The sequence below is a fragment of the Bacteroidota bacterium genome, assembly GCA_016183775.1.
Taxonomy (GTDB): domain Bacteria; phylum Bacteroidota; class Bacteroidia; order JABDFU01; family JABDFU01; genus JABDFU01.
On record JACPDY010000093.1, the window covers coordinates 111961 to 127634 of the forward strand.

At 37.5% G+C, this 15674-nt stretch carries 11 protein-coding genes; 7 read left to right on the plus strand and 4 right to left on the minus strand.

Annotated features, from left to right (window positions below; translation table 11 throughout):
- Positions 1-561: 561 nt before the first annotated feature.
- The 6 genes from HYU69_12155 to HYU69_12180 all read left to right on the plus strand — a co-directional run bounded on the left by HYU69_12155 (position 562) and on the right by HYU69_12180 (position 11483).
- Complete coding sequence (locus tag HYU69_12155; GenBank protein MBI2271089.1) at positions 562-7626, plus strand: hypothetical protein; 7065 nt, start codon at positions 562-564, stop codon at positions 7624-7626.
- Positions 7627-7780: 154 nt separating this feature from the next.
- Entirely contained in the window at positions 7781-8407 is a 627-nt protein-coding gene (locus tag HYU69_12160; protein ID MBI2271090.1) for a hypothetical protein, read from the plus strand.
- Between the two features lie 185 nt (positions 8408-8592).
- Positions 8593-9174: a hypothetical protein gene (locus tag HYU69_12165; GenBank protein MBI2271091.1), complete on the plus strand. Its 582-nt coding sequence runs from the start codon at positions 8593-8595 to the stop codon at positions 9172-9174.
- Between the two features lie 24 nt (positions 9175-9198).
- Positions 9199-10392, plus strand: coding sequence for a DUF3440 domain-containing protein (locus HYU69_12170; protein MBI2271092.1), 1194 nt, complete (start codon positions 9199-9201; stop codon positions 10390-10392).
- Positions 10389-10994, plus strand: coding sequence for a ParB-like nuclease domain-containing protein (locus tag HYU69_12175; protein MBI2271093.1), 606 nt, complete (start codon positions 10389-10391; stop codon positions 10992-10994). Before HYU69_12170 ends, HYU69_12175 begins: the two co-directional genes overlap by 4 nt.
- Positions 10995-11138: 144 nt before the next feature.
- Positions 11139-11483 (plus strand): hypothetical protein, encoded by a 345-nt coding sequence (locus tag HYU69_12180; GenBank protein MBI2271094.1) that lies wholly within the window; start codon positions 11139-11141, stop codon positions 11481-11483.
- On the opposite strand, the gene HYU69_12185 is transcribed toward HYU69_12180, so the two are convergent.
- Both HYU69_12185 and HYU69_12190 read right to left on the minus strand, forming a co-directional pair.
- Positions 11484-11909, minus strand: a complete 426-nt coding sequence (locus HYU69_12185; GenBank protein MBI2271095.1) for a hypothetical protein — start codon at positions 11907-11909, stop codon at positions 11484-11486.
- A gap of 675 nt (positions 11910-12584) precedes the next feature.
- Positions 12585-12890 (minus strand): hypothetical protein, encoded by a 306-nt coding sequence (locus HYU69_12190; GenBank protein ID MBI2271096.1) that lies wholly within the window; start codon positions 12888-12890, stop codon positions 12585-12587.
- Positions 12891-13078: 188 nt separating this feature from the next.
- Here HYU69_12190 and HYU69_12195 point away from each other — a divergent pair, with 188 nt between their 5' ends.
- Positions 13079-13306: a helix-turn-helix transcriptional regulator gene (locus tag HYU69_12195; protein ID MBI2271097.1), complete on the plus strand. Its 228-nt coding sequence runs from the start codon at positions 13079-13081 to the stop codon at positions 13304-13306.
- A 4-nt stretch (positions 13307-13310) separates the two neighbouring features.
- Here the strand turns inward: HYU69_12195 and HYU69_12200 are convergent, their stop codons facing one another.
- Together HYU69_12200 and HYU69_12205 are read right to left on the minus strand one after the other, a co-directional pair.
- Positions 13311-13748 (minus strand): hypothetical protein, encoded by a 438-nt coding sequence (locus HYU69_12200; GenBank protein ID MBI2271098.1) that lies wholly within the window; start codon positions 13746-13748, stop codon positions 13311-13313.
- Between the two features lie 55 nt (positions 13749-13803).
- The gene (locus HYU69_12205; GenBank protein ID MBI2271099.1) at positions 13804-15126 is read right to left on the minus strand and encodes a phage integrase SAM-like domain-containing protein; all 1323 of its coding nucleotides are present in this window, start codon (positions 15124-15126) and stop codon (positions 13804-13806) included.
- Between the last annotated feature and the right edge of the window lie 548 nt (positions 15127-15674).

The window sequence follows — 15674 nt, forward strand, 5'->3', positions numbered from 1 at the left end:
CGATATTTAATTAAGTTATTTTATGTCATTTCTATTTATTATTTATAGGCAAATTTACTTCATTTTTTGGCGTATTAGGTAATGTATGTTGAAAAGTTTGTAGCAAGAGAAAATTTACACGGTTTATTGGATTCGCCATCAACAATGATAACAATTGGTTTTCATCAAGTGTAGTCAATTTCCACGGAAGGAATTTGATGAACCTTAAATTCTATCAAAAGTTTTTAGAGGAGTTGAAGTGGCTGAAATCTTTTAATTATTTAATCTGCATTTTCATTGTATCACGAAAATTGATTTAAATCAAACGACCTAAAAAGTATTAAGTTGCATAAATTAGCACACAAAAAATGAATAAATGGATATTTTACGACAACTAAATATTTTATTTATCGTACAAGGATTCGGTATTCTCTGTTCTCAATCAAAAAGCTATCCTGACTAAGATCAACAAGGGTGCAATAGCTATTTTAACAGGTGTTTTATGCTGGACAGCATATATTCTTTTTCAGAAATCCGGCAATGATATTCACCCTGTAATTGAAAATCTAAGTCATCATTTGGGTGAAATTTTCGGGTATCTTATTTTTCCTGATGGAAGCCATTACCATTGTTGAACTTATTGATGCTCACGATGGATTTGAAGTGATAACAAAACGGATTCAGACAAGTAACAAGAAAATACTATATAGGTTTTATATCGTAATTTTTTGTATTATTGCGAATGTAAAAAGGCACACATACAGCCATGAGAATACCCTTAAAGCACAATACAATGAGTTCTGTTGCAACATCTGCAACAAAACCTCTGTTTACCCCCCCCCCCCTACTGTCTATACCTATTCTTTTAAAGGTATGCCAGCAATGCCCCGAAAAAACTTTTATAGAAATTTTTTTAGCAGTGTTATAATCATTTCAGGATTTCTGATTATTCCTTTCTTTTCTTTCTCACAAGTTTCCACATTCACCAGCGTAGATGCAGGAGGCAATTGGGAAACTCCTGCTACTTGGACAGCCGTGGGTACTGATGTTGATGGCATACCCGATGCTGATGATATTGTGATTGTAACGGATAATGGTGGTGGCGGTCCTGCCGTTGTAACCATCAATTCTGCCGCTGCTTGCAGCGATCTGACTATAGGAAACTCTGGCAATGATGCAACTTTAACTATTGTCGGCACAAATTCTCTGGCAGTGGGAGACGACCTGGATTTTAATTCAGGTAACAATGGCGGAGTTTATACTTTGAATGTAAACGGGGGTACGCTCACTGTTGCCGATCTTGTAACTAATAATTTAGGAACAGGAACGGGTGCTGGAACAAAAGATATCAATATCACTACCGGATTAGCTTCTTTTACCAAAGCTGTAGGATGGACCTGGGCAAGGGATGTAGATGTAGATGTTACAGGCGTAGGAGGGCAGGTTACAGTTACAGCTCCCCTTACTATGAACACAGCGAACGCAACTAATTTTGATTTGCTGGCGAATGGAACTCTTACATTTAACGGATTAGTTACGCAAACCAATGGTAATATCACTAATACCGGAACAGCAGGCACCATAAATTTCAATGGGGGATATAGTTTAGACAATACTAATTCTGTTTTTACTACAATGGCCGGTACAACTGTTAATTTTGGTGGCTCATTTACTGTACTTGGAGGAGCTGAAATATTTAACGCCACGAGCACCGCAGTATTTTACTTAAACACGCCCTCTACTGTTACTCCAACCTCAGCCATCACCTTCGGTCATTTCCAGATAAATTCAGGTATCAACGTTACCTTTGCAGCCGGCACCATTAATGTGGCAGGCAACTGGACTAACCTTGGCGGCACCTTCACCTCCGGAACAAATACTGTAACATTTAACGGAACAGGAATACAAACAATTACTAAAACCACCGGTGAAACCTTTTACAATCTCACATCCAATACAACTGGTCCATTAACACTCGCATCCACCACAGATGTTACTGTAACGAATATTCTTACCATGACTGCGGGAAATTATAACCTCAATGGAAGAACCTTACAATTGGGTAATGCTGCCGCATCCACACTTACATACACAGCAGGTATCATGTACGGAGGCACTTTCAAACGCTGGTGGCCCATTGCCGCAATTAGTAGCACCGTAGCTCCTCGTTATGGATTATTCCCTATGGGAACTTCTGCCTCTTACCGACCCGTTGCAATTAATTTAACCGCTGGTGCTATTACTACGGGAGATTATGTTTCTGCTACCCATACAAGTGTACTATCGGTAACTGATGTAACTCCATTTGCTGACCCGGTAACTACCATTACAAGAAAACACGATGCCCAATTTGTATTATCCTCCGGTGCATTGGCGGGAGGGACTTACAGTATAGATGTTTCCATGACTAATTTAGGATCTACAGGTGCTTTAGGTGATATTCGCCTGGCGGTGTCTAACGGAGCAAGCACTGTGACCACTGTTGGAACCCATGCAGCAGCAACAGGAACTGTTCCCGCACCCACCGCAAAACGCACAGGGCTTAGTGCGGCTGATTTAACAGGCGACTTCAGAATATCTACAACTAATCTGGTAGCTACCCCTTTAACTACAATGTATTATGGAAGAGATGCCGGTTCCGGCTTATGGAGTGATCCAACCGCATGGTCAACAAGCGCACCGAGTGGTGCATCCTGCGGATGCATACCCGGTGCGGGCGATAATGTGATCATAAATAGTGAAAATAATCCTATTACCATGACGGTTGATGGCGCCTACTCCATTACAAATGTAACCATTGGCGATGGCAGCGGTACTGACTTAGACAATGCAATCCTTACAGTAAGCGGAACAAACTCACTTACAATTACCGGTACATTGCAATTGAATGTAGGAAATAAAGCTTTCAACTACACATTAGATGCTGCCACAGGAACCATATCTGTTGCAGGCGCTGTTACTATGTCAACAGTAAACGCTTCTCAACAAAGTCTCAGAGTATCTACCGGAACGCTTACATTTTCCTTGCTTCTTAACTTGGCAAACGATGTGGATCAGGATATCACTTTCACTGGAGCAGGTACCGTCAACTTTAATGGCGGACTTACAGATAATGGAGCAGGCGTTATCACTACCATAGCCGGTTGCACAGCAAACTTTGGCGGCTCTTATACAAATGTTACCACTGCCATGACATGGAATGCTACGAGCAATGCGGTGTTCACAGGAAGCGGAACCATCACTCCAACCGCAGCCATTACCTTTGGTCATGTTCAGATCAATTCAGGCATTACAGTTACTCAGGCAGGCAGTTTTGAAGTAGCAGGAAACTGGACAAACAATGGCGGAACATTGGCTCAATCAGTAGCAGGCTGGACCGTTACTTTTACAGGTACAGCAACAACAATTGGAGGTACTGCCGGTACTGCTTTTCCAAATCTTAATATTGGAACCGCAGCTATTGATGCTACGATTTCTTTAACGGGAGGATTTACGTATTCCTGCGTCAACTTAGCCCTTGATGATGGTGGAGGCGGGGGGGCTACTGTGGTTACACTTACTCATAGCGGCACAGAAGTTTTAAATGTAAGCGGCAATGTAAATCTGATTCAACCCGGAGCCGGTCAAACAAATGGCTGGTACATCAATGGAGGAACCGGTTCAGTTACAGGCACACTTACTTTTACAGGCACCAATAATACCGCTGCAAGAGTCCAAAGCATTGTTATTACCGGTGGCTCATTCTCTGTAACAGGTGCTGTAACCTGGATGGCAAATGGAGGCCCCGGTACAGCAATGCCGGTAGCCACGGAAGTTATTACTGTTTCAACCGGAACTGTAACTTTTGGCAGTTCCCTGTCAATGCCGGATGGTTCAGGTACACTTAGCGTTACCGGAAGCGGAACCATTAATTTTAACGGAGTAGCGGCTCCCTCTTTTAACTTCTTTAACGGAGCGGCTAATGCAAATGAAATTAATCCTGTGTTCACAACATCCTCCGGTAGCACCTTAAATTTTTTAACCGGTTTTACCAACAGTAACGCAGCCCTCGTTATTGCTGATGGAAGTACTTCTGTTTTTACAGGCAGCGGAACCATTACTCCCAATGCGGCTATCACCTTTGGTAATTTAAAAATAAATGCAACACCCATAGTTACATTGGCGGTTGCAGGTATTTCTGTAACAAACGACTGGACTAATCTTGGCGGAACTTTTACTCCTTCCACTTTTGGCGTTACCTTTAATGGAACAGGCACACAAACAATTACTAAAACAGGCGGAGAAACATTTTATAATCTCACCACCAATACAACCGGACCGCTTACGCTTGCTTCAAATGTTACGGTTACCAGTCTGCTCACCATGACTGCGGGTAATTATAATCTGAGTACATACACACTCCAGTTGGGAAATGGGGCTGCATCAACACTTACGCGCACAGCTGGAATAATGTACAACGGTACGGGCGGTAATTTCAAAAGATACTGGCCTGTAGGAGCTATAACAAGCGGCAGCGGGAGTTATTATGGATTATTTCCTATCGGATCTTCTACTCAATACCGCCCCATCACGATTAATTCTACCGTTAGTCCTACGGGTGCAGGATACCTGAGCGCATCGCATACGGATGCTAATACGGTAACTGATGTTTCTATTCCGGGCACTCCGGGCACAGTAACACGCATTACAGATCAACAGTCCATTATAACCAATTCGGCAATAACCGGAGGAACGTATGACCTTGATGTTGTGTTTTCCACTCTCTCCGCCACTGGCGCATATGCCGATATGAGATTGGTAGTTCCGGTAACGGGCGGAATCGGCACTCATGTAATTCCTACCGTAACCACGGTAGATAATCCAACGGGAGAACGAGATGCTCTTACCATTGCAGACCTTGCAAATACATGGGTATTAGGAACGATAAATACAACAACAACTCCATTGAGGCAATATTATTATTCCAGAAAAAACGGTAATTGGAATGATGCTACTGTTGGCAATGGAACATGGTCTTATACAAGCGGTGGCGCAGGTCCCAGCTGTGATTGTGTACCTGTGAGCACTGGAAATGCAGTTATTAGTGTCGGTCAAACTGTTTCTGTAAATGTAGTAAGCACCATTGATTTTGTTGATATAAGCAATACAGCTACTCTGGATGGAACGGCTAATTTTACGGTGAATAAGGATCTTGCTACAGCTGGCAGCGGAAAATTCACCCCTACAGCCGGCAACTGGACGATTACCCGAAATCTTACTACGGTGGGTACTGGTAGTTCAAGTTTATCAGGCGCTTCAACTGTTACAGGAATATTGAATATAGGTACGGGTACGATACTAACAATGAGCGGAGGGGTTGGTTTGACAGTTACAGGCAACTTGGTTGTTGATGGTACTTTAGCGCTTGGAACAAGCACCATGATATTAAACGGGATAAGCGGTACAACTATAAGCGGTTCAGCAGGTGCAGCAAGTATAACAGGCGCTGGCGCAACTGTTAGTGTTACCACTGCTAATAAAACAATTTCTACAGGAACTAATCTGACCATAGCTCCTGTGTTTGCAATCACAGGAGCTATTACTGTTACCAATAACGGCACGGTAACGTTAACTGGAGATATGACTGGATCCGTTGCTGGCTCCACCTGGACTAATGCTGCAAGTTCAACACTTAATATGGGAGGCACTACATCTGCTTTGCTTACGACCGGAACTCTTAATGCTTCTGCCAGCCCAAACACTGTAAATTATAGCGGCAGCGGAGCGCAAACCATTAAAACACCCGCATCTTCCTATTATAATCTTACTGCCTCCAATTCAGGAACAAAATCATTACTGTCACCGGGTCCGAGTATTGTTACTGTAACCAATTTAGTTACCATTCAGGATGCAGCCATACTTGACGAAGCAGTTAATGGGAACAACCTGACAGGTGCCGGAGGTCTCACTATGACTGGCACTTCAGAACTTATAGTGCGGCATGATGCAGGGGCTACTTTTCCCATGTTAACAGGAGCATATACTTTATCTGCCGGAACTGTAACCGTTAACTACGGTACAGCAGGTACGGCAACCATAAGGGGGGTTACTTATTACAATCTTAGCCTGATAGGATCCAGAAATCATAACTGTTCAGCTGTTACTACCATCACTAATAATTTAACTGTATCCGGCACAGCAGATATTTCCCTCAATGGAATTCTTACCGTAGGCAATGCCATCAATTATTCCAGTACCGATGCGGATGGATGGATATTGACTAATAATGTTACTACCGGAAGTTTGACAATGTCCACAGGATTCACTGCTATTTCGGCATCAACATATAACATTACAATTAATGGCTCGGACTGGACAAATAGCAGCACAGATGCTATCGGTTTTGATGCCGGAACAGGAACAGTATTATTCACCGGCACTGCCGCGCAAACCATTTCAGGCGCAACATCTACAACATTTAACAACTTAACAATTAACAACACGAGCGCTACCGGAGTTACTTTGAGCCAGCCGATAAGCGCTGCCGGAATTTTAACATTAACAGACGGCTATCTTTATACCGATGCCACCAATCTGATAACAATGAATGCTGGCTCATCTGTGAGTGGAGTATCTAATAGTAGCTTTGTATATGGTCCGATGGCAAAAGTGGGAAGCACCGATTTTACTTTCCCTATTGGTAAAGATGTTCAATACCGCTCCATTTCTATTTCTTCACTTTCCGGTTCAGAAACTTTCACTGCAACCTATTTTCATTCTGATCCCAACCTTGTACCCTACGATGTTACTTCAAAAGACGCTTCTTTGAATCATATCGGCAGATGTGAATACTGGACGTTAACCGAAGCAGGAACGCAAGATGCCTGGGTTACATTAAGCTGGGATAGTTATAGTTGTGGCGTGGATGACATGGCCGCTATTTCGGTTGGAAGATGGGATGGATCTGTCTGGAAAGATCATGGAACTGGAACTACAACAGGCGCAGTATCTCCTGCAACAGGAACAGTCAGATCCAGCACGATAATTACTTCTACGTTTAGCGCTCCCGGAGCGTTTACTCTCGGTTCAAACAATACAAATAATCCTCTTCCCATAGAATTACTTTCATTCGAGGCTGTTCTGAATAATGCAGGAAAAGTAAATACAGCATGGGTTACCGCAACTGAAACTAACAATGATTATTTTACTGTTGAAAAGTCTACTGACGGAATACATTTTGAATTTGTTGGAAAGGTTAATGGCGCTGGAAATAGCACGACAATTCGTAATTATAGTTTAACAGACGATGATCCCTACACAGGTGTTTCGTATTACCGTTTAAAGCAAATCGATTATGACGGAAAATATTCCTTTTCAAATTTGGTTGCGGTAGAGAACGCAAAATCTATAAACTCTGTCATTATTTTTCCTAATCCTTCCAATGGCGTAATAAATGTTATTATAAATGGAGTTATAGGTAATGAGGTTTTGTTAATTCTTTATGATGTTTTGGGCAATATGGCGTATTCAAAAACTGTAGTAAACACAAACAGCAACGATTATTTTTCTACAACTATTAATTCAGAAAATAACCTTGCGCCGGGAGTTTACTACGTTGTGGCGTACAGTAAAAATGTATTGTTCAGAAATAAAATCATAATAAAATAAATCTGTACAAATTATGAGACCTCCTGAAACCATTGCAGCCGTAGAGAGAGAGAGAGAGAGAGAGAGAGAGAGTAAAGGCTCCCTTATATACAATATTCTTGCACTATTTTTTTGCCATTAAGTACGGAATTATTAATCATTTTAAATAAAAAACATGATTAAAAATTCCTTAAAAAAATATTATTATTACTACCAAACAAAAGAAGAATACTATGAGCGAAAGTTATTCCCTAAAGACATACAATATTTTAATGAGCTATCCGGGCAAAATAATAATCTTATACGCGCAAAAATAAAAATAGAATTTAGGAATGCCGCTTGGGGATGTAAGGATAGTGTTATCAAAAAAATATTGGGGAAGCCCAGATATATTTTAGAAAAAAGGCATGGAAATATTATTTATTCTGTTTTGTTTCACAAAGAAAAAATATCAAAATACAAGGTAAATATTCAGACCCATTTCATTGATAATGTGTTTTTTTATGCGTGCTGCACTTTTAGCCTCCTTACAAAACAGGAGATTCACGATTTTAAAAATATCATCATCGAAAAATACATGGCAGCGAAACCAAAAAATGAAAACAGTGGAATTGACCGTCATGTTCTTACTGATTCCAATAACAATAAAATAATTATAAAAGATGATGTGTATTTCCGAATATGTTATCTGAGCGGGAATAAGGATTTATTGAGGATCATTCATAAAATAAACAAAGAAGAAACCGATAGTCATAATGAGCATGACAAAATAAAATACGATAAATTATACAATCAGTTATAAATTACAAATTTTTGAAGCACATTTTATTGAAATTCGGAAAAAAAATAATTGTAAAAATGAACAGAACAGACTATCCCAAAAAGACAAGACAATACTCGAAAGTTGCTTTATTAGCCCTGATAATATCAATTATCAATTTAACAATGATTATTCTTTTGTATTTGCAATTTTCAAAAAAAATATAAATGAGCCTAAAAAAAACAATGTCATTTATCAGTAATTACTTCACTGGTTTTAACTATGAGAAGGACGACTATTATAGGGACAGGTTGTTACTGCCTGATGAGAACTTATCGAACCAGTTATTTGAACCGAATGTTAAAACAATCTCTACCACTACGCAGATTGATTACGAAAAAAATATTTTTGGTTGTTCTGAATTTTCTCTGATTAAAAATCTTGGATCACCTGATTATATTCTCAATCTCGACAATGAAAAATATAATTATTCTGTACTGTTTCACAAAGAGAAATTTGAGAAACACAGAATTTTACGACAAACACATTTTATTGATAATGTGTTTTTTTATGCTTGTGATACTTATCAGGCTTTAAGCAAGGAAGATGAACGGGTCATAATTTTCGGGATACTCCAAAAATATAGCTGCCTTAGTGATTATACTGAAAATAGTTTTATAACGCTATGCGATCTTGTCAATAACAAAATTGTCATTAGAAAGGATGTATATTTAAGAGTCCATTATTTAAAAGGATTGTTTTCATTTAAAAATATATCATCGGAATTGTTTTTTAAAACTGATAAGTGATACTACAAAACCTAATTGAAAAAAATGCCGAAGCATTATAAAGACAAGACCGTGTATGATGCTACCGTTGCAAGAATGAATTACATATATACTCATTTTAATAAGATATATGTATCATTCAGTGGCGGAAAGGATAGCGGAGTAATGCTGAACTTAGCCATTGAAGCGGCTAAACGGCACAATAAATTACCTGTTCATGTTTTAATAATTGATCTGGAAGCTCAGTATAAACATACGATTGATTATATGCTGCGTATGGCTTTACGTCCGGAAGTAAAAGTGTTTTGGGTTTGCCTGCCCCTGCACCTTCGCAATGCAGTGAGCCAATATCAGCCGCATTGGTTATGTTGGGATGAAAGTAAAAGAAAGGCTTGGGTAAGAGAGTACCCGGAATACCCATTCGTCATCAAAGACCCAAACTATTTTCCTTTTTTCAGAAAAGGAATGGAGTTTGAGGAGTTTGTGCCGCAGTTTGGTAAATGGTTTGGCGGTGGCGAAGATACGGCATGTATGGTGGGCATCAGATCAAATGAAAGTCTGAACCGTTTCAGAGCTATTACAAATACGAAAAAAGGAACCTATAACGGAAAAGAATGGAGTACGAAAAAAGCAGATAACCTGTATAATTTCTATCCGATATATGATTGGCTCACATCGGATATATGGGTGGCAAACGGTAAATTTAAATTTGATTATAATAAGATATATGATCTTATGCGCTTGGCAGGCTTATCAATTCATCAAATGCGTTTATGCCAGCCTTATGGGGATGACCAGAAAAAAGGACTTTACCTGTTCAAAATACTGGAACCCGAAACATGGACTAAGGTAGTAGGGCGTGTTGAAGGAGCTAATTTTGGAAACAGATACAGTGAGAACGACCGGCACGTTATGGGGAACTTTAAGGTGAATCTCCCGGATGGGCGTACTTATGAGAGTTACGCAAAATTTTTGTTGAATACCATGCCTCCCTATTTAAAAGCACATTATGAAAAGAAAATATCCACATTCATACGTTATTGGGAGAAGCATGGTTTTGCAATAATACCCGATAAATTTGATGTAACTGTGGAAGCAAAACGGAAAGCTCCTTCGTGGAGAAGAATTTGCAAAGTATTACTAAAAAATGATTTTTGGTGTACAGGGCTTTCATTCGGTCAGACAAAAAGAGAAATGGAAAAACAATTAAATATGATCTCAAAATATATGCAGCCATGATAGAACAAATTTTAAAACAGGGCGCAAGCGCAAGCATGGAAGACAAGGTAAACATCTATAATCAGATAACCCAAGAGCTATATGAATTCCTGGGCTTAAATCATCCTGCGTTAAATGTTCAGCTTGTATCGGTTGATAAAGTAAAAGGTAATGACTACAATCCCAATAAAGTCGCCCCTCCTGAGATGAAATTGTTAAAGTTATCCATACAAAAAGATGGATTAACAATGCCGGTTGTGGTGGCTGACGAAAAAGACAGCGATTATTGGGTAGTGGTAGATGGATTTCACAGGACGGCTATTTGCAGGCATACGGAGGATATAAAAGAAAGTCTGAAAGGATACCTGCCGGTTACGAAACTTAAAAAAAAGCTTGAAGACAGGGTTACATCAACCGTAAGACATAACATGGCACGGGGTACTCATCAGGTAGAGTTAACAGCTAAATTGGTAACGTTTCTTAAAAAAAGCAGTTGGACAAATGCCCGGATTGGTAAGGAATTAGGAATGGATCCTGATGAAGTATTGCGCTTAAAGCAGATTACAGGATTAGCAGAAGCATTTGAAGATAAAGAATTCTCAAAATCCTGGGAGGCATCATAAGGATTTTCTATACTGTTTTATTTTACTCATCATAGTGTAATTCTTCCAATCTGATTCTTCAAGTGTTTAGTATAGTGTCAATTATTGTCTGCAAATTATATGAATGCGAATGTTAATTTTATATATGAGTTTTACCATTCTAAAATGTGGTTAGAAAATGGTATTATGTGTGCTAAATATAAATCGGGTATTGTTATCGATTTGAAAATAGCAAAGGATATTGTAAATGATAGAAAAACTTTATCTGAAGGCATTACAAGGCCAATGTTTGTGGATATTACCGAGCTATTATATATTGATCCAACTGGAAGGAAATTTTTAGCAAGTCATGAAGCATGTGAATTATTATGTGCAGGAGCTATTTTCACAAAAAACAAATTACTTGCTATTCTTGGTAATGCTTTTATTATGCTTGACGAACCATTAATTCCATCAAAGGTATTTAGCAATAGGGAGGAGGCATTAAAGTGGTTGAAATCTTTTCAGTAGTTAACTGGCATTTTCAATTGCATCAGGAAATTGCTGAAGTATCGCTTTATTCTTTTCGTGTTCCAGCACTTCTTCAATCTCCTTTAACTCCTGGTCATTTAAAATTATAGCATTCTCAATGGCGGTTTCTGGAATATCAGGTTGAGAACCTAATTGAAGTGCCCGAAGAAAATCCTTTTTCGCTAAATCAAACTCTCCCATATTAAAGTGACAGTCACTTTTTAAAAAATATAAACTTGAATCTTTAGGCATAGTAATTAGTAACTGTTTAAAATCAATCAAAGCTTTCTCATACTTTTCTGCCATGTTATACAATATTCCCCGTAAACGCAGAACACTTATGTTGTCAGTATCTCGCTTTAATTTTGCATTACACGAATCCAGCATCTCACAAATTAACTTATGCCTTAATACAAGTCTTTTCATAATTAATCTCTCTAAAATCCATTTATTAGGATAATTAAAATCGCAATCGCAATTCCAGTTAGAAATACACCCATACTTACCCTAATTGCGCTCAAATGCACTGCCTTATAGTCTCTTTTTAAAAGTATTATCCTAAAAAATATCAAGTTTAGGATAAAAGACGTAAGTAAAAAAAGGGATGCTAACTTAACCATTTTGCCGGTATTTATGGTCAAATATTCATAAAATGTTACATGAGTAATAAAATCAGCCTTATCGAATAGCAAAATGTTAAAGGAAATTATAGCGCAGAAATTTACTAAAATGAATAGAAAAATCTCTTTAATTGATGGGATTATCATGGTTATGTGTTTAAATTGGTTTCATAAAAAAAGGGTATGAACCCCATCAGGCACATACCCTCCATGATAAAATATGGTGGGTGTGGTACCCTGACAACATTTACCGAGTAGAAGGCTCCGCTAAGAACCTACGCAAGAATAAATGAGCAAGGCCACACCCATATAGGTGTAGCTTGTCATTTATTGTTCTTGCGTAAAATTATTTAGCGGATTTTTCTACTCGGCAAAAAGACAATAAAAATTTTTATTTTATAAAGAACGTTACAATACAAAAATAACACTAAAAATGCAATTTGAGATTTATTTTATTAGAAATCATTTGAATCCCGCTTGTTTAAGGGGATATAGCTTCCAATAATTCATCATAAATTTCCTCAGCAAGTTCGTTCAATTTTTCTTTGGATTCAGTGATATCAATTTCTTTAACTTTTTCTCCCATCGCAAGATATATTTTTTCATATACCATTTCACTCTGTTCACTTTCTTCAAACCCCATCATTGAAAGAATTTTTTCTCCGAGATATAGATTATAATCATCTGCATTCAAGCCCAATGCGTTCAGCCCTGATACAAGTTTTGTATTAGTTAAATCATCTTTTATCAGACTAAGAATAATTTTTTTTTCATTTAAGATTATCATGTTCTCTAAAATTTTATGAAAATATTTTTATCATGCAAATATAACATAATATGTTTTATAAGTAATATTTAATAATAGTTAAATATCATATTTTGTTACTTTGATGATTGGCAATGATAGGAGAAGGTCAAATGGATGTTTTACGTAAGCCGAAATTTGGATACTTTTACCCAGGATATTTTGATAAAATGGCTAAAAAGAAAGAAAAAGGTATTGTAGAAATAAACAGGATACGGGTTGTTCTTGCGGAAAAGAATATTTCTCAGAAGGATCTTGCTGAAATGGTAAATAAAGCGCCAGGAACAATAACAAGAATATGCAGTAATAAAAATCAACCTACCTTAAAACTTCTAAGAGAAATTGCTCTTGCTTTAGACGTGAATATTAAGGAGCTACTTTATGACACAAAATTCTAATAATCTATAAAATTGGTATATACTTGAGAAGTGCGGCAATTTTTTCATATTCAAGAATCTTTTGCATATTCTTTATTTCTTCCTCACCACCACTAATTGATGCTTGCAAAATAATTGCTTCTGAGTAACCTTCTACAAATTCAGACTCTTCTTTTTTAAACTCTATTTTTAGCGCTCTTAAATAATCTTGTTTTGCAAGATCATACAGTCCCTTGCTGAAATAACAGTGACTTCTGAGATAATATATTGTTGCGTCATTTGGAAAATGATTAATAGTTCTGTTCAAATCTGAAATGGCTTCATCATAAAGTTGAACTATATTATTTAAAATACCTCTTATCCTTATCACTTGCATATTCTCCGGTTCTGACTTCAATTTTTTATTGCACGTTTTTAATAAACGGTGAAATGCTTCTATACTTTTTCTCTTGATTTCATACATAATGTTGAATTCTTACAATATTATAAAAAAAGCCCTCTTTCGAGGACTTTTTTATTTAAGCTGGTTGCTTTTCTCCTTCGGCAGTAGCATTGACAACCATTTCATTTACATCGTCCAAAACTTCATTTTCAAAATCATCTAAATATGATTGAGTGGTTGCTTCATCTTCATGGCCTAAACCTTCTTTAATAACTGAGGTAGGAACATTGCTATACTTGGCTATTGTTGCCCAACTATGGCGTATAACATAAGAGGTGAAGGTGGATCCTCCAATTTTTTTGAGATATTTATTATGCTGTTTTAACCTGTCAGCTTGCGACCGCCCCTTTTCCTTTAAAGTCATATCATCTCTGTCTAAGATATCCGCCATTATTGGAAATACATAATCAGTTTCTTTTTTCCCTGGTAAGTAATGCTGAAGGATATCTTTTGCTTCCTGCGTTAATTTTATATCATATACTCTTTTTGTTTTCCTTCTGATATATCTGATTCTGTCCTTGTTAATATTTGAAACCCTCAATCGGGATAAATCAATAAAGTTCATACCCCTTGCATTGAACATAAAAAATAGATAATTCTTATTATGCCACATTACACTCCCTTTTTCATATTCCTGTTTACGAATATCACCTAACACCGTTTTTTTAACGGCTCTTTTTTGAGGCTTCTGACGCTTGATTTTATATTTCCGGAAGGGATATTTTTCAGGAAGCATTAATTCGTCTGCAATCGCTAAATTAACAACTGTCCTAAGATGCCTCAAATAAGTAGCAAGTCCGTTAATCCCACAAGCCTTTTTCTTATACTTCCCCATTAACCTGCCAGATAAACAATCCGCCTCAAAACTCTGCAATACTTTATGGTCAAAGTCAGAGAATTTTAAATCATCTAACCCTCGCAAAGCCAAAAATTTCTTGAAGCAGTTAAGAGCTGTTTCGGTTGCACCTGCCGTTCCCGTCCTGTCTTTTTCCGGAGTACTCTCTGCAATTAATCTCTCTACAACTTCATAGCCATATTTTAAAAAGTAATTTCGGTTTTCTTCAGCATCTTCATTTTGTTTTTCCTTTTCAGGATCATAGTCTAAAATTAAATTGCGAAGTTCGTCAATGGTTAAAAGATGCAGTTTCTTTTGATTTTTGTCAATGACATTATTTGCTTTAGATTGGAGATTGAAAATATCAGAATTGGCTCTCCCTGCGTTTGAAAAATTCTTTGATTGTTTAATTTTTAATTTATCTTCGTCCCAATCATCTACCAAGCAGGAATAACCTGTTTTAATAGATGTCATTTTTCGATTATGAATTATACGAATAACAATCGGGTTGGTCTTGTCCTTTTTAGGATTTCGGGTGTCGTAAATTATGCTTGCGGATGCCATAATTTTTTATGTTTATTGGTTCGGGACAAAGGTATAAAATTTGCAAACATTTTGCAAGCAAATTTGCAAACAAATGGAAAATTGCAAAAAACTGAAAAAAGCTCTAAAGACACAAAACCCTTTAAAATTATTGATAAATAAGCACTTTAGATGGTCGTTAAAGTTTTTTTGAAATTTCTGAAGTATGTATTTCACAAGACTACGGATCAGAAGGTTTGGGGTTTGAATCCCTACGGGACCACGATTAGTACATCAATTGAATGCAAAACCGCCTAAAATGAATGTTTTAGGCGGTTTCTGTTTTTTATCACCTCAAACAAAAGCAAAATATCTCAAAGGAAAGGTTTCCTATTCGGTTTCCTCCACTAGTTTCCTATTTTGGTGCCGGACATCCTTGAATCTATTGATTGGTAATGGTTTTAGAGCAATTGACCTGAACTAAAAGCTACACAAATTCATCGTATGCAAAAATGTTTAACACAGATGAATATTAAACTTCATCATGTTATCAGCGAGCTTACAGGCAAATCAGGCATGGCGATATTACA